17 protein-coding genes are annotated in these 18215 nt (G+C 64.9%); 5 read left to right on the top strand and 12 right to left on the bottom strand.

The features are described from left to right. Positions 1 to 8 precede the first annotated feature (8 nt). Complete coding sequence (locus GGR00_RS01790; protein WP_055977170.1) at positions 9 to 662, bottom strand: hypothetical protein; 654 nt, start codon at positions 660 to 662, stop codon at positions 9 to 11. Further along, complete coding sequence (locus GGR00_RS01785) at positions 659 to 958, bottom strand: DUF3572 domain-containing protein (protein ID WP_055977707.1); 300 nt, start codon at positions 956 to 958, stop codon at positions 659 to 661. Before GGR00_RS01785 ends, GGR00_RS01790 begins: the two co-directional genes overlap by 4 nt. A 214-nt stretch (positions 959 to 1172) precedes the next feature. On the opposite strand from GGR00_RS01785, the gene GGR00_RS01780 reads away from it, so the two are divergent. The 3 genes from GGR00_RS01780 to GGR00_RS01770 all read left to right on the top strand — a co-directional run bounded on the left by GGR00_RS01780 (position 1173) and on the right by GGR00_RS01770 (position 4045). Next, a complete protein-coding gene (locus GGR00_RS01780) occupies positions 1173 to 1544 on the top strand; it encodes a response regulator (protein WP_055977704.1) in 372 nt (123 codons plus the stop codon). A 31-nt stretch (positions 1545 to 1575) separates the two neighbouring features. Then, positions 1576 to 2949: a PleD family two-component system response regulator gene (locus GGR00_RS01775; RefSeq protein ID WP_055977163.1), complete on the top strand. Its 1374-nt coding sequence runs from the start codon at positions 1576 to 1578 to the stop codon at positions 2947 to 2949. A gap of 367 nt (positions 2950 to 3316) precedes the next feature. Next, on the top strand, positions 3317 to 4045 hold the full coding sequence (locus GGR00_RS01770) for an esterase/lipase family protein (protein WP_184697451.1): 729 nt from the start codon (positions 3317 to 3319) through the stop codon (positions 4043 to 4045). A gap of 113 nt (positions 4046 to 4158) precedes the next feature. Here GGR00_RS01770 and rpmG read toward each other — a convergent pair whose 3' ends face one another. The 6 genes from rpmG to topA form a co-directional block, all read right to left on the bottom strand. After that, positions 4159 to 4326 (bottom strand): 50S ribosomal protein L33, encoded by a 168-nt coding sequence (gene rpmG / locus GGR00_RS01765; protein ID WP_019173400.1) that lies wholly within the window; start codon positions 4324 to 4326, stop codon positions 4159 to 4161. A 103-nt stretch (positions 4327 to 4429) separates the two neighbouring features. Beyond that, the gene (locus GGR00_RS01760; RefSeq protein WP_055977156.1) at positions 4430 to 5623 is read right to left on the bottom strand and encodes an MFS transporter; all 1194 of its coding nucleotides are present in this window, start codon (positions 5621 to 5623) and stop codon (positions 4430 to 4432) included. 10 nt (positions 5624 to 5633) lie between these two features. After that, on the bottom strand, positions 5634 to 6374 hold the full coding sequence (locus GGR00_RS01755; RefSeq protein ID WP_055977154.1) for an NUDIX hydrolase: 741 nt from the start codon (positions 6372 to 6374) through the stop codon (positions 5634 to 5636). 73 nt (positions 6375 to 6447) lie between these two features. Further along, positions 6448 to 6885 carry a DUF983 domain-containing protein gene (locus GGR00_RS01750; protein ID WP_184697448.1) on the bottom strand — a complete coding sequence of 146 codons (438 nt, stop codon included), beginning with the start codon at positions 6883 to 6885 and terminating at the stop codon, positions 6448 to 6450. A 2-nt stretch (positions 6886 to 6887) separates the two neighbouring features. Next, positions 6888 to 9206 carry a ribonuclease R gene (rnr, locus tag GGR00_RS01745; protein WP_184697445.1) on the bottom strand — a complete coding sequence of 773 codons (2319 nt, stop codon included), beginning with the start codon at positions 9204 to 9206 and terminating at the stop codon, positions 6888 to 6890. Positions 9207 to 9212: 6 nt separating this feature from the next. Beyond that, a complete protein-coding gene (gene topA / locus GGR00_RS01740; protein WP_184697442.1) occupies positions 9213 to 11825 on the bottom strand; it encodes a type I DNA topoisomerase in 2613 nt (870 codons plus the stop codon). Positions 11826 to 11871: 46 nt separating this feature from the next. On the opposite strand from topA, the gene GGR00_RS28575 reads away from it, so the two are divergent. Beyond that, positions 11872 to 12321 carry a hypothetical protein gene (locus GGR00_RS28575; protein WP_343065506.1) on the top strand — a complete coding sequence of 150 codons (450 nt, stop codon included), beginning with the start codon at positions 11872 to 11874 and terminating at the stop codon, positions 12319 to 12321. Here GGR00_RS28575 and dprA read toward each other — a convergent pair. From dprA to GGR00_RS01715, 4 genes are read right to left on the bottom strand one after another with little or no spacing between them, the layout of a single operon-like run. Beyond that, the gene (gene dprA, locus GGR00_RS01730; RefSeq protein ID WP_184697439.1) at positions 12283 to 13416 is read right to left on the bottom strand and encodes a DNA-processing protein DprA; all 1134 of its coding nucleotides are present in this window, start codon (positions 13414 to 13416) and stop codon (positions 12283 to 12285) included. The genes GGR00_RS28575 and dprA overlap by 39 nt on opposite strands. Next, positions 13413 to 14024: a glycerol-3-phosphate 1-O-acyltransferase PlsY gene (gene plsY, locus GGR00_RS01725; protein ID WP_184697436.1), complete on the bottom strand. Its 612-nt coding sequence runs from the start codon at positions 14022 to 14024 to the stop codon at positions 13413 to 13415. Before plsY ends, dprA begins: the two co-directional genes overlap by 4 nt. Positions 14025 to 14051: 27 nt before the next feature. Beyond that, positions 14052 to 15338 carry a dihydroorotase gene (locus GGR00_RS01720; protein ID WP_184697433.1) on the bottom strand — a complete coding sequence of 429 codons (1287 nt, stop codon included), beginning with the start codon at positions 15336 to 15338 and terminating at the stop codon, positions 14052 to 14054. Then, on the bottom strand, positions 15335 to 16300 hold the full coding sequence (locus tag GGR00_RS01715) for an aspartate carbamoyltransferase catalytic subunit (RefSeq protein ID WP_055977128.1): 966 nt from the start codon (positions 16298 to 16300) through the stop codon (positions 15335 to 15337). Before GGR00_RS01715 ends, GGR00_RS01720 begins: the two co-directional genes overlap by 4 nt. Positions 16301 to 16485: 185 nt before the next feature. Here GGR00_RS01715 and GGR00_RS01710 point away from each other — a divergent pair, with 185 nt between their 5' ends. Beyond that, on the top strand, positions 16486 to 18114 hold the full coding sequence (locus GGR00_RS01710; protein ID WP_055977702.1) for an acyl-CoA dehydrogenase family protein: 1629 nt from the start codon (positions 16486 to 16488) through the stop codon (positions 18112 to 18114). Positions 18115 to 18215: the final 101 nt, after the last annotated feature.

Below are 18215 nucleotides of genomic sequence, written 5' to 3'. Positions count from 1 at the left end.
CGGCCCGGCTAGAGGCCAAGGGCCGCGGCGATCTTCGGCGCGGCTTCGGTCCAATCTTCTGCCACCACGATGCCGTCCGGCATGGGCGGCATCAGCAGGCGCATTTCGCGATAGGACATCAGGTTGAACAGATGCGCGTCGGAGACGGCGTCGCGTACCGAAACCAGATTGTACGGAATGTCGTCGACGAAGGCGACCGGGCGAGGGCTTTCGCCTCTCAGTTGCCTGAGGGCCGGTCCCTTTGCCGCTTCGGTGGTCAGCAGCGGATAGGGAAAGCCGAGCGCGTCGAGATGCAGCCGCCTGACGTCGCGATGCCTGTGTGGCATCGCCGTCAGCATGACCACTTCGGCGCTGCCGGCGAGGGTTGCCACGGCGTCTGCCGCCCCCTGGGCTGCGGTCTGCCATTCGCGCTGAGCAAGGAAAAAGCCGTCGAGCAGCCCTGATACCGCTTCCTGGTCGACCGCGATTTGGGTTTTCCGGTCGACGATGTTGCCGGTCAGCTTGAACGACTTGGCCAGGAACACCAGCCCCTGCGCGTCGAGGAAGCGCATGAAGGGGACCATGAATTCCAGCAGCACTTCGTCGACGTCGAGCACGAGCAGCGGGCGGGTGTCGCGGGCAAGTTCGGCGATCTGGCGCGCCGTCTCAGGATCTTCGCTCATGCCGAACGTTCGTGGTCGTCATTGCCCAAGGGCAGGGCGCGGGCGGCGATGCCGACTTCGCCTGGCGCTATGCCTGCTTCTTGCGAAAACCGCAGCAGCGTCGGCTCGTGGGCGAGGATGAATTGCAGCACGCCTGCCAGGAAGCCCGGCTCCTGGGCCGCAAGCCGAACATGTTGCGCCTCGATGCCGGTAATGGCGAGAAACCGCGGCAGAAGCTCGGGATCGGATGCGACGAAAGCCAGCGCCTGGACTGCCAGCGCCTCGGCGTGATCCTGATTTGCTTGGCTCTTCTGCATCGACATTCCCGCTCGTTCCGGCCTGCCAAGGGAGTAGCTGCAAGCGTGCCTTGCGGCAACCGTTAATGCTGTACCGGCCGGTCCGTGACTTGGCAGGGGCGTTTTACGTTTCGTAATGTTCTTGAGTTAACGTCGGATTCGGGGTTGGTGTGCGCATCCGGCGCGCATGATGATTGCCGCCGACATCTGGTGCGCAATCGGGGCGGAAAATTCGATGGCTAAGAAGGTGATGATCGTCGAGGACAACGAGCTCAATATGAAGCTCTTTCGCGACCTCATCGAGGCAAGCGGATACGAGACCGTGCGTACGCGCAACGGCCTCGAGGCGCTTGATCTTGCCCGCAAGCATCGGCCGGACCTGATCCTGATGGATATCCAGCTGCCCGAGGTTTCGGGCCTGGAGGTCACCAAGTGGCTGAAGGAGGACGACGACCTCCACAGCATCCCGGTCATCGCCGTTACCGCCTTTGCCATGAAGGGCGATGAGGAGCGGATCAGGCAGGGTGGCTGCGAAGCCTACATCTCCAAGCCGATCTCGGTGCCGCGTTTCATCGAGACGATCAAATCCTACCTGGGCGACGCCTGATGCGCTCGCCGGGTTCGCACGAGGCACTGGCATGACCGCGCGCATCCTTGTCGTCGACGACATCCCGGCCAATGTGAAGCTGCTCGAAGTCAGGCTGCTGGCCGAATATTTCGAAGTGCTGACCGCCTATAACGGGCCCGATGCCATCGCCGCCTGCGAGGCCGGCAAGGTCGATGTCGTGCTGCTCGACATCATGATGCCCGGCATGGACGGCTTCGAGGTCTGCCGCCGGCTGAAGGCCAATCCCGCGACCGCCCACATCCCCGTCGTCATGGTCACGGCCCTCGACCACGTCACCGATCGCGTGCGCGGGCTCGAGGTGGGCGCCGACGACTTCCTCACCAAGCCGGTCAACGACCTGCAGTTGGTCACGCGCGTGAAGAGCCTGGTGCGCCTCAAGGTGTTGACCGACGAGTTGCGCTTGCGCGCCTCGACGACACACAGCATCGGCCTGGACGAGCTGCTGTCGCGATCCGAGCTGCTGCAGGAAACCATTCCAAAGGTGCTGCTGATCGACGAGCAGACGTCTTCAGCCGCCCATATCTGCGCGCTGCTGGACGGGGCGGCAGAGGTGCAGGTCGCCGCCGACCCGCAGTCGGGGCTCTTCAATGCCGCCGAAGGCAGCTATGAATGCGTCATCGTGTCGACCGGGTTTTCTGATTTCGATCCGTTGCGCCTGTGCTCGCAGTTGCGGTCGCTCGACCGCACCAGGTCGCTGCCGATCGTGCTCCTGGTCCGGAAGGAAGAGGATGACCGCATCATTCGCGGGCTCGAGCTGGGCATCAACGACTATCTGGTGCGGCCGCTCGATCGCGAGGAACTGATTGCACGGCTGCGCACGCAGGTGCGCCGCAAGCGCTACAACGACGAATTGAGGCAGAGCGTCAGCCAGACCATCGAGATGGCCGTGACGGACGGGCTGACAGGCCTGCACAACCGCCGCTATCTCGACAGCCACCTGCCGCGACTGTTCGACCGTGCGGTCGCGCGGCACAGGCCGCTTTCGCTGATGATCACCGACCTCGACCGCTTCAAGCGGATCAACGACACCTTTGGTCACGATGGTGGCGACGAAGTGCTGCGCGAGTTCGCGCGACGCGTGAAGAAGAGCGTTCGCGGCATTGATCTCGCTTGCCGATTCGGCGGCGAGGAGTTCGTCGTGGTGATGCCCGACACCGATGGCGCGCTGGCCGAGATGGTTGCCGAGCGCATCCGCGCCGAGGTGGCGCAGACGCCTTTTGCCATCAGTGGAGCGGGCAAGAGCGTGTCGGTCACGGTCAGCGTCGGTGTGTCCTCGCTGCTGGCCAAGGGCGACACGGTTGCCGGCCTGATGAAACGCGCAGACCTTGCTCTCTATGATGCCAAGACCCGCGGCCGCAACCGCGTGGTCGCGCGTGCGGCGTGATGCCGGCAAGGGTCAGGCAGTCAAGCGCATTAAGCTCAACCGTTTACCTTAACCCAAGCGATTCGCGAGCCGTGGTTAAGAAAGTGTTGATTTTCAAGTAATCTTGCGCGACTGTGGAGTTGAGAAGAAGGACGGGCGTCGGCACGAGGAGCACAGGCCGCAAGCCCAAATGATACCCCATGATGCTCAGGTCCGCCGCATCTCCTGGGTCCGTGGGGTCGGCCGGCCGGCACTGGCACATAGTGGCCTCCTCGTACCGCTGCCAGCAGCCGACCGGCCCCCTAATCTCCCTTTTGGAAACGCTTCTGTTTTCCTATCAGCCATGCCGGCCTAAGCTGTCCCGTGCAATCGGACTGGTGTGTGGTCGATGCGTATTGTTGCGGCTCTTCTGTTCATGACCTTGGCGACGGCGGCGTCCGCGCGGGAATGCGTGGTGATGCTCCACGGCCTGGCACGCACCGACGCATCCCTGATGCTGATGGAAGAGACCTTGGCCTCGTTCGACTATGCCGTCGTCAATGATGCCTATCCCTCGACGGATGCACCGATCGACCGGCTCATCTCCTATGTCGATGCATCGGTGGCGAAGTGCGGCGAAGCGAGCCGGGTCAACTTCGTCACGCACTCCATGGGCGGCATCCTGGTGCGGGCCTGTCTGATGCAGGACCGGCCAGCCAACCTCGGTCGCGTCGTCATGCTCGCGCCACCCAACCATGGCTCCGAGCTGGTGGACACGCTGGGCGGTCTCAAGCTGTTCGAGATGGTCAACGGCCCGGCCGGGGGGCAGCTGGGCACGGGACCGGACAGCGTTCCCAATGAACTCGGGCCTGCCCGGTTCGAACTCGGTATCATTGCCGGCGACCGGTCTCTTAACCCGCTGCTGTCCAGCGTGTTCAAGGGCCCCAACGATGGCAAGGTCTCGGTCGAAAGCACAAGGCTGGAGGGCATGAAGGACCACATCGTCCTACCCGCGACGCACACCTTCATGATGAACAACCCGCTGGTGATCGCCCAGACGCTGAATTTTCTGCGCGAAGGTCGCTTCGATCATCAATTGACGCTTGGCGAACTGATGCGGCGGGTTTTCAAGAACTGATCCGTGCGGGTGTGTGCGTGGGACCGTCCAGAGGTGGCGCCGGCGACAGCGGCTACCAGAACGAAAAACGCCGCCCATTGGGCGGCGTTTCGGAATTCCGTGCGAAAACCAGATTACTTGATCTTGGTTTCCTTGAATTCAACGTGCTTCTTGGCAACCGGGTCGTACTTGCGGAACGACAGTTTCTCCGTCTTCGTGCGGCTGTTCTTGCTCGTCACGTAGAAGAAACCGGTGTCGGCGGTCGACAGAAGCTTGATCTTGATGTTTGCAGCCTTGGCCATGATTCTCGTCCGTTAATTGTCTGGAGTTGCACCCGCCTCAGGACGGGAAAACAACCCGGACGCGGAAAACCTGGCGGGACACATAAAGATCGTGCCTGGAAAGTCAAGCCTCGGAGCGTGAAAGGCCGGATTTCGCGGCAATTCGGCCCAGGCCGATGAGCATGTATCCGCCGAAGAACAGGGCCAGCGCCCAGCCGAATCCGTTTGGCCCGAAGATGTCCATGAAGATGCCGATCACCTGCGGGCCGAGAATCATGCCGAAGCCGTAGCAGAAGATGAAGGCGGCGTTGGCCGAGGCGAGGTCGTGGCCCGAAAGCTGCGCGCCGAGATGGGCGAGGCCGATGGTGTAGAGGGCGGCCACCACGCCGCCCCAGACGAACAGCAGGCCCGCCATGACGTGCCAGTTGCCGGCGAGGACGGGCATCGCCAGGGTGCCTATAAGGCCGGTGGCAGCGCAGATCAGCAGCAGCCAGCGCCGGTCGCCGATGCGGTCGCTGATCATGCCGAACGGGATCTGGAGCATGACATTGCCGAGGCCGATCATGGTCAGCAGCAGTGCTGCGTCGGCCTCGGAATAGCCGATCCGCTGGCCATAGACCGGAAACAAGGCAAAGCCGCCAGTCTCGACCGCACCGAACACGAGCACGGCCGCCGTCGCGGTCGGAACCATCCAGATATAGCGGAAGAAGCCGCTCTTGCCGCCTTCGGAGACGATGGTGGGGCTCTCGCTGCGTGCCAGAAGGACCGGGATCGCGGCGATCATGACAAGGCAGAAGGTGATGCCGAACGGCATCAGGCCCGTGCTGCCGATCTGGGAGAACAGCCACGGTCCGGCGGCGAAGCCGAGCGACAGCACGGTGGCGTAGATGCCAAGCACCAGGCCGCGCCGGTGCGGCGGCGCGCAGGTGCTGATCCAGAATTCCGACAGGATGAACAGAACCGTCAGGGCGAAATGCAGCACCGCCCGCAGCGGAAACCACATCCAGAATGGCGCGAAATAGAACCCGACGAAGGCCAGCGCGCCGGCAACGATCATGGCGAACATCGTCCAGACGACGCCGAAACGCATGGCGATCGGCGTCGTCAGCGGTGCCGCGCAGATCGATGCAATGCCGGCCACCGCCGTGTTGAGCCCGATCATCGAGGGGGAATAGCCGCGCGATTCGAGGATGACGCTGAGCAGCGGTATGCCCAGGCCTATGGCAATGCCGACGACGCTGATCGAGGCGATCGCAGCTGAAATCGAGCGCCAGTGCACGCGTTCGACGGTTTCGGCTTCCTGGATGGTCTCGTGCATATGTTGAGGCCTAAAGGATATCGCGCCGAAAGCGTTGGTTGAACATGCGGTAGAACGGCACGTCGCCGCCGGGCTTGAGCGTGGGGTCGACTTCCAGCCGTTGCCGGAGGTCGCCGAGAACGGATTTCGTGATGGCCGGAATGTCGGCCTCCACCGCGTCGGCCAGCGGCAGCCAGACAAGTTCCTCGAGCTCGTTGGTCGGTCCGCCATCGGGCAATTCGACGGCGACGTCGCTGCGCCAGGCCGAGAGGAAGCGCGTGTCGAAGCGGCGAACGCGCCCCGGAGGGGTTATGGCGCGCGCAATGAAGCGCAGGGAGGCAAGGCTGGGCTCCACGCCATGCGTGGCAAAACCCTGCCAGTCGGCCTTGGTGGTCTGGAACGTCCCTTGCCGGCCGATCAGCAGGCCTGCTTCCTCGTAGGTCTCGCGAACCGCCGACAGGGCGATGGCGCGGGCACGGGCGATGCTGACCCCACCCGTGCCAGCGCGCAGCTTTATCTCTTCGTCCGGATGGAGTTCGTCGGCAACCTTGATGCGGCTGTCGGCCGGGTCGGTGCGGCCGCCGGGAAAGACGAATTTTCCCGGCATGAAGGCATGCTTCATGTGGCGCCGGCCCATCAGCACCAGCACATCGTCGCCGTTGCGGTCGAGCAGGATCAGGGTCGCAGCGTCGCGCGGACGCAAGGGGGCGGCGTTCTTCACCAGTTCCCTGGCTTCGAGCCTGTCGAGTTCTGTCTTGCTGATGCCATCCATCGCGGCTGTCCTAACGGAATGTCGGGGTGGAAGGAAGCGCTTGGATGCGACTTGGCATTGCGCCAGCGTCCGGTCAGGCCTCTGGAGGCGCGTCGGCAGCGTCTTCTTCGCCGCCGAAGCCGTGCATGTAGAGCGCCCATTGCATGCCAACCACGCCACCCTTCATCGGCCGCAGCAGCGCGAGGGCCGATACGATCGTCAGGGGCACCCAGATCAGGAGATGCTGCCACAGTTCGAGCGTGACCTTGGCCTCGACGGCCATGAAGGCGCCGACGACGATATGGCCGACGATGACCACGACGAGATAAGCGGGCAGGTCGTCGGCGCGGTGATGGAAAATCTCTTCGCGGCAGACGCTGCAGCGGTCGACGGTCTTGACGAAGGAAGCAAACAGCTTGCCTTCGCCGCAGTTCGGGCACCGGCAGAGCAAGCCGCGCTTGATCGCCGGCCAGACGGGCCGCGCCTCGCGGGCGACCTGCTGGTGGTCGCCACCGAATACCTGTTCTTCCATCGTCATCTCCTGCCGCGCGGACCTCGCCGCGGTTGGGAGGCACGGGCACGCGTTCTTTGCCCCTTGGTCTTGTGGAACGACCTTTTCGAACCGGGCAGGGGCTTCGGTTCGGTCAGCATTTCGAAGCGCATGGCGCCGGCCAGCGGGGCGATCTCGACCAGGCGTACTTCGACGCGGTCGGCGAGTTGATAGCCCTTGCCGCTGCGCTCGCCGAAGAGGGCGCGGGCGGCTTCGTCGAAGTGGTAATAATCGTCACCCAAGGATGACACGGGGATGAAACCATCGGCGCCATATTGCGGCAATTGGACAAATAGTCCCGCCTTGACCACGCCGGAGATGCGGGCCTCGAAAGTCTCGTCGAGCCGTTCGGACAGGAAGCCGGCAACCAGCCGGTCCACGGTCTCCCGCTCGGCCGCCATGGCGCGCCGCTCGGTCTGGGAAATGAGGCCGGCGATCTCCTCCAGGCGTGCTTCTTCCGCCGGCGTCAGGCCGCCGGCTCCAAGGCCGAGCGAGCCGATCAGGGCGCGGTGGACGATGAGGTCGGCATAGCGGCGGATCGGCGAGGTGAAATGCGCGTAGCGGCGCAGGTTGAGGCCGAAATGCCCGATGTTGTCGGGATTGTATTCGGCCTGGCTCTGCGAGCGCAGCACCACCTCGTTGACCAGTTGCTCGTTGTCCTCGCCACGCACGCGCTCGAGGATGCCGTTGAACTGGGCAGGCCGCATCTCGGCGCCACGGGCCAACGACAGGCCGATCGTCTGCAGGAACTCGCGCAGCGATTCCTGCTTGGCGAGCGAGGGGCCGTCATGGATGCGGTAGACGAGCTTCTGCTTCTTGTTCTCCAGGGTCTCGGCCGCGGCGACGTTGGCCTGGATCATGAATTCCTCGATCAGCTTGTGGGCGTCGAGGCGGTCGGGGACGATGACGCGGTCGACCGTGCCATCGGGCTTGAGCAGGATCTTCCGTTCGGGGAGGTCGAGTTCGAGCGGCTGGCGGCTGTCGCGGCCACGCTTGAGCACGTCGTAGGCCGCCCAAAGCGGCTTGAGTATGGTCTCCAGGATCGGCCCGGTCTTGTCGTCGGGCACGCCGTCGATGGCGGCCTGCGCCTGCGGATAGGCGAGGCGGGCCGACGACCGCATCATGATGCGGTGGAAGGAGTGCCTGATCTTGCGGCCTTCGGCTGAAAACGTCATGCGCACGGCAAGTGCCGGCCGGTCGACGCCTTCGCGAAGCGAGCACAGGTCGTTGGAGATGCGTTCGGGCAGCATCGGCACGACGCGGTCGGGGAAATAGACCGAATTGCCGCGCTTCAGCGCCTCGTGGTCGAGAGCGGTGCCCGGGCGGACATAGGCCGCGACGTCGGCGATAGCGACGGTGGCGATGAAGCCGCCGGGGTTCTTTTCATCCGTGTCCGGTTCGGCATAGACGGCGTCGTCATGGTCCTTGGCGTCCGCCGGGTCGATGGTCACCAGCGGCAGTTCGCGCCAGTCCTCGCGCTTGCCGTCGAGTGTCGCCGGCTTGACTGCCTCGGCCTCGGCGATGACCTCGGCGGGGAAAATGTGCGGAATCTCGTGCGCATGGATGGCGATCATCGAGACCGCCTTCTCATTGGTCAGTGAGCCCAGCACCGAGACCACCTTGGCGCGCGGCAGGCCGTAGCGGCTGGCGCGTTCCGGGACGACTTCGACAAGGTCGCCGTCCTTGGCGCCGTTCTGGGAGTCCTTGTCGACCACCAGTTCGGGCTGGCGGCGCTCGACCGGCTCGATGCGGAAGGTGCCGTCCTTGAGAACGCGGAAGATGCCGAGCGCGGTGTCGCTACGCTTTTCGAACACCTTCATGATGCGGGCGGTATAGGCGGGTTCGTTGTCGTCGCCGAGATGTCCCTCGATCGGGAAGGTCTTGGCCAGCACACGGTCGCCGACGCCGGGCGTCGGACCGTTGCCGGTGCGCGATGTCTTGACGGCCACGATGGGACCGTCCGGTTGCTCGGAAGCGCGCGCCAGAAGCGTGCCTTCGGTATCGCGGCCGAAGATGTCGAGCACCGCGACATGCGGCAGCGCACCGACGCGGCTCATTCGCTTGCGGCTCTTTTCCAGCAGGCCCTCATCCTGCAATTCGCGCAGCAGGTGCTTCAGCCAGATGCGGTCGTCGTTCTTGAGCGCGAACGCCTTGGCGATGTCGCGCTTTCCGCTGCGGTCGGGATTCTCCGCGATGTAGCGCAAAATCTCGTCCCGCGATGGGCGATAGACATCCTTGCCGCGGACCTCGTCGCTTGCGGCGCGTCTGGTGCCGGCATTTCGTCCGGAAATCTTTCGCGCCAAAGTCGGTCAGTCCTTCTTCTTGGCCTTGCCGGCGGCCGGCTTCTTGGCCTTGGCGGCGGCAGGTTTCTTGGCTGCACTGCGCGCCGGCTTCTTGCCGCCTCCGCCTTTCGCTTCCTTTTCGGCGATCAGCGCAAGCGCATCCTCGACGGTGACGGTGGCGGGATCCTTGCCCTTCGGCAAGGTAGCATTGACCTTGCCGAAATTGACATAGGGACCATACTTGCCGTCGCGCACGGTGATGTTGCCGCCGCCGGCGGGATGTTCGCCGAGATCCTTGAGTGCGGCCGGCGTGCTGCCGCGTCCGCCCTTGCCCTTGGCCTGCTTCTCCGCAAGCACGGTGACGGCGCGGTTGAGGCCGATCGAGAACACGTCCTCGATGCTTTCGAGGTTGGCGTAGGTGCCGTCGTGCAGCACGAACGGGCCATAGCGGCCGAGGCCGGCGGAGATCATCTTGCCGGATTCCGGGTGCTGGCCGACATCGCGGGGCAGCGCCAGCAGGGCCAGGGCCTTTTCATGGTCTATGGATGCCGCCGGCCAGCCCTTGGGCAGGCTGGAGCGCTTGGCTTCCTTGCCGTCGCCGCGCTGGATGTAGGGGCCGAAGCGGCCGCTGCGCAGTGTGATCTCCTCATTGGTATAAGGATCGGCGCCCAGCACCTTGGTGCCATCTTCGAGGCCGCCGTTCTCGCCATTGCCGTTCGGCCCGTCGAGCTGGCGGGTAAAGCCGCATTCGGGATAGTTCGAACAGCCGACGAAGGCGCCGTACTTGCCAAGCTTGAGCGACAGGTTGCCGGTGCCGCATTTCGGGCAGATGCGCGGGTTCGAGCCGTCCTCACGCTCGGGGAAGACGAGCGGAGCGAGCTCCTCGTTCAGCGCATCGAGCACTTCGGTGACGCGCAGTTCCTTGATGTCGTCGACGGCGCCGGAAAAGTCCTTCCAGAAATCGCGCAGCACGTCGCGCCAGGCGAGCTTGCCGTCGGAAACCTCGTCGAGCTTTTCCTCCAGCGAGGCGGTGAAGTCATACTCCACATAGTGCTCGAAGAAGCTTTCCATGAAGGCGGTGACGAGCCGACCCTTCGGTTCCGGGATGAGCTTCCTGTTCTCGATCTTCACGTAGTCGCGCTCTTCGAGCGTCTTCAGCGTCGCGACATAGGTCGAGGGACGGCCAATGCCGAGCTCTTCCATCTTCTTGATGAAACTCGCCTCGGAATAGCGGGGCGGAGGCTCGGTGGTGTGGTGGCTGGCGTTGACGGATTCGCGCTTGAGCGCCTCGTCGGCACGGATCTCGGGCAGGCGACGGCTTTCCTCGTCCTCTGAATCCTCGTCCTTCTGCTCGGTATAGGCGGCGATGAAGCCGTCGAACCGGGTGACCGAACCAACCGCGCGCAGGCCGGCGGTCCTGGCGCCATTGCGTGCCTCGATCTCGACGGTGGTGCGCTCGATCTCGGCCGGCTGCATCTGGCTGGCAATCGCCCGCTTCCAGATGATCTCGTAGAGACGGGCCTGGTCGGCATCGAGGAACTTGCGCATTTCGGCCGGCGTGCGCGAAAAATCGGTTGGCCGGATGGCCTCGTGCGCTTCCTGGGCGTTCTTGGCCTTGGTCGTGTACTGGCGCGGCTTCTCGGGCAGGTACCTTGCACCGAACTCCTTGCCGATCGCGGCGCGTGCCGCCTCGATCGCCTCGGGCGCCATCTGCACGCCGTCAGTACGCATATAGGTGATCAGGCCTGCCGTCTCGCCGCCGATCTCCATGCCTTCATAGAGGCGCTGGGCCACCTGCATGGTGCGGCTTGCGGAAAAGCCGAGGCTCGAGGATGCCGCCTGCTGCAAGGTCGAGGTGGTGAAGGGCGGGCCAGGATTGCGCCTTGTCGGCTTGGCTTCCACCGACAGCGCCTTGAAGCTTGCGCCCTCCAGCATCGCCTTGATGTCGTCGGCCATCGCCTGAGAGGAGATGTCGAGCTTCTGCAGCTTCTTGCCGTCGTAGACGGTGAGCCTGGCCTCGAAATTCTCGGCGCGCGGCGTGCCGAGAATGGCTGCGATCTGCCAGTATTCCTCGCGCACGAAACGCTCGATCTCGGCCTCACGGTCGCAGACGAAGCGCAGCGCCACCGACTGGACGCGGCCGGCCGAACGGGCGCCCGGCAGCTTGCGCCAAAGGACCGGAGAAAGCGTGAAGCCGACGAGATAGTCGAGCGCCCGGCGCGCCAGATAGGCGTCCACCAGCGGCGGATCGATCTCGCGCGGATTGGCGATCGCCTCGAGCACGGCCTGCTTGGTGATCGAGTTGAAGGCGACGCGCTTGATCGTCTTGTCCTTGAGGACGCGCTTCTGCTTCAGGACTTCGAGCACGTGCCAGGCTATGGCTTCTCCTTCGCGATCCGGATCGGTTGCGAGGATCAGGCCATCGGCTTCCTTGACCGCCTTGGCGATTTCGGTGAGCCGCTTCGCCGACGCTGTATCGACCGACCAGGACATGGCGAAGTCGTCGTCCGGCTTGACCGAGCCATCCTTGGCCGGCAGATCGCGGACGTGGCCGAACGAGGCCAGAACCTTGTAGTTCCGTCCCAGGTACTTGTTGATGCTTTTCACCTTGTTCGGTGACTCGACGACAACGACGTCCATATGTGGCTGAGTATCCAGTGAAGCGCCAAAACAACGACTACGGCGCGTGGCGAAGATTTTTCAATTCGCACGTCACATGGCCGCCCTTTTCAGTCTGGTCAAGGGGACGGGGACAAAAACGCCGGCTGACGCCGGCAATACAACCAAAGGTATATTAATTGGCGCTATTGCAATTGTTAGTAGATTTGCTACGCTTCTGCCATTGCCGGTCGGGCCTGTTTCTCAAATGGAAATCGGCGCCGAATCCTGTGCTCGCCACTGGCGGCAAGACAAAGGGAAAGCCAAGCATATGCACAAGCCGCCGCCAACACGAAGGCGAGCCGAAACGCTGGACTATATCCAGTCGATGCTGGGGCAACTGCGCGTCATGGCGGAGGCCGAGCGTTGCGGCATGCTCGCCTACCTGATCGAGATGGCCTATGTCGAGGCTGGAGACGCGAGGCGCGTAGACCGGCCGTCAGGCCTCGGGATCAACAAGCGAAACACGTCCGCCTGAGTGCCGTTCGAGCCGGCCGGCAAGGTCCAATTCCAGCAGGATCATGAAGATTTGTGCCGGGTGAAGCCCGGTGTGGCGGATCAGTTCGTCGACTTCGACCGGCACCGGACCCAGCGCTTCGATCACCTGGGCGCGGTCGCCGTCTGCTGGCGGTGGCGTGGCGCCGAAATCAGGCGGCTCCTCCGCGCCGACATGTATGTAAGGCTGGCCTCCGATTAGCGGCGCCAGGGCCTGCAGAATGTCGTCGACCTCGGTCACCAGCGTCGCGCCGTCCTTGAGCAGGCCATTGGTGCCCGCGGCGCGCGGGTCGAGCGGCGAGCCGGGCACGGCAAAGACCAGCCGTCCCATGTCGCCGGCCAGCCGTGCGCTGATCAGCGACCCCGAGCGCTTGGCCGCCTCCACCACCACAAGTCCGAGGGCCAGGCCCGCGACGATGCGGTTGCGGCGCGGAAAGTCCTGGGCGCGCGGTTCCCAGCCGAACGGCATTTCCGACACGACCGCACCGCGCTCGGCGATCTCGTCGCAAAGACCGATGTTCTCGGCCGGGTAGGGGCGGTCGATTCCGCCGGCCAGCACGCCGACCGTTCCGGTATCCATGCTGCCCTGATGTGCCGCCGTGTCGATGCCGCGCGCCAGGCCTGAGATCACCGCATAGCCGTTGCGGCCGAGTTCCGCTGCCAGTGTCCGCGCCATCTTGATGCCGGCGAGAGAAGCGTTGCGCGCGCCGACGATCGCCACCGGCGGCAGGCCGAACACTGCGCCAGTGCCCTTGACCGCGAGCAGCGGCGGGGGATGGTCTATGCGCTTGAGGATCTGGGGATAGTCCGGCTCGCCGAGCGCCACGAAACGCGCGCCGCATCGGCGCGCCGACGCCATTTCGGCTTCCGCCTCGGCGAGGGAAGGTATCTTGACCAGCCGGTTGGCGCCGCCCGCCATCATGATCTCGGGCAGCATCTCGATTGCGGTTTCGGCCGATCCGAAGCGGTTGATCAGGTCGCGAAAACTGGCTGGGCCGACATTCGGCGTGCGGATCAGGCGCAGCCAGTGGAGCCGCTGCCGGTCGCTGAGATGCGGCCCGGCGGCGGGTTGGTTCATCCCTTGGATCCGATCCGCGATTCCGTGCCGGCGAGCAGGCGCGAGATGTTGGCGCGGTGGCGGATGAAGACGATGACGCTCATCAGCGCCAGCAGGCCTGCCGCCTTGGGCATGTCGGTCATGTAAAGCGCGATCGGCACCACAACCGCTGCCGTCAGGGCAGCAAGCGACGAATAGCGGCTGACGAAAGCGATAAGCAGCCAGGTGACGGCGAAGGCCAGGGCGCCGAGCCCCGACAGGCCGAACAGGACGCCGAGATAGGTGGCAACGCCCTTGCCGCCCTTGAAGCCGAGCCAGATCGGGTAGAGGTGCCCGATGAAGGCGCCCAGGCCTGCGGCAAGCGCTGCGTCGTGGCTCCAGCGCGCGGCGATGACCACGGCCACCGTGCCCTTGAGCGCGTCGAGCAGCAGGGTTGCCGCGGCCAGTTTCTTGTTGCCCGTGCGCAGCACATTGGTGGCGCCGATGTTGCCCGAGCCGATCTTGCGCACGTCGCCCAGGCCGGCTGCGCGCGTCAGCAACAGCCCGAACGGAATCGAGCCCAGGAGATAGCCGAATACGGCGGCTGCAACGAGCACGTGTAGAGCCGTCGGAAAAATGTCATCCGGCATCAAGGTATTTCTTCTCCCCCGTGGCCGTCAGGCCGAGAACACTGTGCGTCCGGCGACCAAGGTTTTCAAGACCTTGCCCTGAAGGCGCGCGCCCTCGAAGCAAGTGTTCTTGGAACGCGAGCGGATATCGGCCTCGCGCACCACCCACGGCTCGCCGAGGTCGACGAGCGCCAGGTCCGCAACCGCACCCGGTTTCAGCGTGCCACCGGACAGGCCGAACAGCCGTGCCGGAGCGGTCGAAAGCGTATCGACGATGCGCAGCAGCGGGACGTCGTCATTGTGATGCAGGCGCAAGGCGACGGCTAGCAGCGTCTCCAGCCCGATGGCGCCGGCGGCGGCGTCGGCGAAGGGCAGGCGCTTGGTGTCGACGTCCTGCGGATCATGCGACGACACGATCACGTCGATGGTGCCGTCCTTCAGCGCCTCGACCATGGCGAGGCGATCTTCCTCGGCGCGCAGCGGCGGCGCCAGCCGGAAGAACGTTCGGTATTCGCCGACGTCGTTTTCGTTGAGCGACAGGCTGTTGATCGAAACGCCCGCCGTCACCCTGGCGCCGTCCGCCTTGGCGCGCGAAACGGCGCTGGCTGCCATGGCGGTCGAGATCTTGGCGGCGTGGTAGCGGCCGCGCGTCAGGCGTGCGAGCGCCAGGTCGCGTTCGAGCGGAATGGTCTCGGCCTCGCGAGGGATGCCCGACAATCCCAGCCAGCTGGCGTAGAGCCCTTCGTTCATCACCCCGGACGAGGCGAGATCGGCATCCTGCGTCTCATGCGCAATCACGGCATCGAAATCGCGGGCGTAGGTGAGCGCCCGGCGCATCATGAGCGAATTGGCGATGGTGTGGCGGCCGTCGGTGAACGCGACGGCGCCCGCTTCGCGCAGCAGGCCGAACTCGGTCATCTCGTGGCCTTCAAGGCCCTTGGTGATGGCAGCGGCAGGAAAGACGTTGACGGATGCGGTTTCCTTGGCCGTGCGCAGCACGAATTCGACAAGGGCGACGTTGTCGATCACCGGATCGGTGTCGGGCATCATGACGATCGAGGTGACGCCGCCGGCAGCCGCCGCAACGCTTGCCGAGGCGATCGTTTCGCGATGCTCGCCGCCGGGTTCGCCGATGAAGACACGGCCGTCGATCAGGCCGGGGATGATCGTCTGGCCGGCACAGTCGACGACTTCGGCGCCGCCGGGAATGCCCTGGTTGAGCGCGTCGGCACCGGCAGCGACGATCTTCTTGCCGTCGACGATGACCGAGCCGGTCTCATCGATGCCGCGCGAGGGGTCGACGATGCGGGCGCGCTGGAAAACCGTGATGCTCATGCGTTCTGTCCATCGCGGTTGCGGCGCGGGTCGAGCAGCGCTTCCATCACCGCCATGCGCACGGCGACGCCCATCTCCACCTGTTCCTGGATGACGCTTTGCGGCCCGTCGGCGATCTCCGAGGCGATCTCGACGCCGCGGTTCATCGGGCCGGGATGCATCACCAGCGCGTCGGGCTTGGCCGCCTTCAGCTTTTCGGCATCGAGGCCGTAGTAGCGGAAATATTCGCGCACCGAGGGCACGAAAGCGCCGGCCATGCGCTCGCGCTGCAGGCGCAGCATCATGACGACGTCGGCATCCTTGAGGCCATCGGCCATCGACTGCGTCACCTCGACGCCCATCTGGGCGATGCCCGAGGGAAGCAGGGTCGAAGGTGCCACGACACGGACGCGCGCGCCGAGCGCGTTGAGCAGCAGGATGTTGGAGCGCGCAACACGCGAGTGCAGGATGTCGCCGCAGATCGCCACCGTCAGCCGGGCGATGCTGCCCTTGGCGCGGCGGATCGTCAGGGCGTCGAGCAGCGCCTGCGTGGGGTGCTCATGCGCACCGTCGCCGGCATTGACCACCGAGCAACCGACCTTCTGCGCGAGCAGAGCGGCGGCACCCGCCGACTGGTGACGGATGATCAGGATGTCGGGCCGCATGGCATTCAGCGTCATCGCCGTGTCGATCAGCGTTTCGCCCTTCTTTACGGACGAGCTCGCCACCGACATGTTCATGACGTCGGCGCCGAGGCGCTTGCCGGCGAGCTCGAACGACGACTGCGTGCGCGTCGAGGCTTCGTAGAACAGGTTGATCTGGGTGCGTCCGCGCAGCCTCGACGTCTTTTTCTCCGGCTGACGCGAGATCGACACCGCGGCATCGGCCCGGTCGAGCAGCAATTCGATGTCAAATGGAGAAAGGTCGCGGATGCCAAGAAGATGGCGGTGCGGGTAGGGCGGCAGGGACGAAAGGTCTGTCATCTCAAGGCGCTGCTATAGGCTGTGCTTAAGTGGCCCGCAAGCCGGCATTTCGATCATGAAAGTTCTCCCACGGGATTTTCGTCGTCTGCAAGCTGGGCCATAAGCTATCGATAAGCATTTCGGCTATAAAGCCGGCCAATGGCTGCGGATTCGTGCCCGTCGCCCACACCGATGAAGGACAAGGCGTGACGCAGGACGTGCCGAACCAGCCCCCTCCGCTGACGGGCAGCAATGCCTGGCGCGGCGACCCGCTGCTGATCCAGATTGCAGAGAGCTTTTCCGAGCCGGTCCGGCGCGACCTCGACGGCCTCGGCCGCTTCGTGCTGACCCATGAGGCGCAGGACCTGGCGCGGCTCGCCAACAGCGAGGTGCCGAAGCTCAGGACACATGATCGCCAGGGCCGCCGCATCGACCAGGTCGAGTTTCATCCGGCCTATCATGCGTTGATGCGCCGCTCGGTCGCGGGCGGGCTGCATTCGTCCGTCTGGGAGAACGGTGGCACGGAAGTCGGCCGGCGCCATCAGGTTCGGGCCGCGCGCTTCTACCTGACCGCGCAACTCGAATGCGGGCATCTGTGCCCGATCACGATGACCAACGCGTCGCTGGCAGCGCTGATGGCGAGCCCGAAGCTGTTCCGCGAATGGGCACCGCGCGTCACCACCCGCAAATACGACCAGGCGCAGAAGCCGCCTGTCGAGAAGGCCGGGCTGACGCTGGGCATGGGGATGACCGAGCGGCAGGGCGGTACCGACGTGCGCGCCAACACCACCAGGGCAGAACGCGCCGGCGGCAGCTTCTATCGTCTCAACGGCCACAAGTGGTTCATGTCGGCGCCGATGTCGGACGCCTTCCTGATGCTGGCGCAAGCGCCGGAAGGGCTGTCGTGCTTTCTGGTTCCGCGCATCCTGAGCGACGGTTCGGCCAACGGGCTGCAGTTCCAGCGGCTCAAGGACAAGCTCGGCAACCGTTCCAATGCCTCGTCCGAGGTCGAGATCCAGGGTGCCCTCGGCGATCTGGTCGGTGAACCCGGCGGCGGCGTCAAGACGATCATGGACATGGTGACGCTGACGCGCCTCGATTGTGCGGTCGCGTCGTCGGCGATCATGCGGGCAGGGCTCGCGGAAGCGGTCCACCATACCCGCCACCGCCAGGTGTTCGGCGCCAATCTCGTCGACCAGCCGCTGATGCAGCGCGTGCTGGCCGACATGGCACTCGATGTCGCCGGGGCGACGGCACTTGCTTTCCGCCTCGCGCGCTCGTTCGACGAAGCGGCCTCCGACCGCGGCGAGGCGGCCTTTGCACGCGCCATGACCCCGGTCGTCAAATACTGGGTCTGCAAGATCGCGCCGCCGCTCCTCTATGAGGCGATGGAATGCCTCGGCGGCAATGGCTATGTCGAGGAGGCGCCGCTGGCGCGCTATTATCGCGAAGCGCCGGTCAACGCGATCTGGGAAGGCTCGGGCAACGTCATGGCGCTCGACGTGCTGCGCGTGCTGGGCCGGGCGCCGGGACTGTTCGACGACGTGCTGGCGAGCATCGAGCGCGATCTCGGCGCAGGCGGCCGGAGCATCCTGGGCGTGTTGCGTGCGGCGATGCAGGTCGCAAGCTCCGACGAAGGCTCCGCGCGCATCCTGACCGAACAACTGGCGATTTCGGCTGCGGCCGCCGAGTTGCGCCGCATGGGGGCAGGGCGCATCGCCGATGCCTTCATCGAGACCCGGCTCGCCGGGCAGTGGCGCGGCACTTATGGAATGCTCGACGCCCGCCACGATTCGCGGCTGATCATCGATACGCTCTATCCACAGGTCGGCTGACCCGCCGTGCTGCCGGTTTTACGGCAGCACCGGGGTCGCGCCGCCTCGCGCCTGTTAACCTTAACAAATGGTTTACGTTGCGCCGCGCAATCGAAGAGCCC

Source organism: Aminobacter aganoensis (assembly GCF_014206975.1).
Classification (GTDB): Bacteria; Pseudomonadota; Alphaproteobacteria; order Rhizobiales; family Rhizobiaceae; genus Aminobacter; species Aminobacter aganoensis.
Note: the sequence above shows the minus strand (reverse complement) of the source record. Positions and strands in the feature narration are given on the sequence as shown.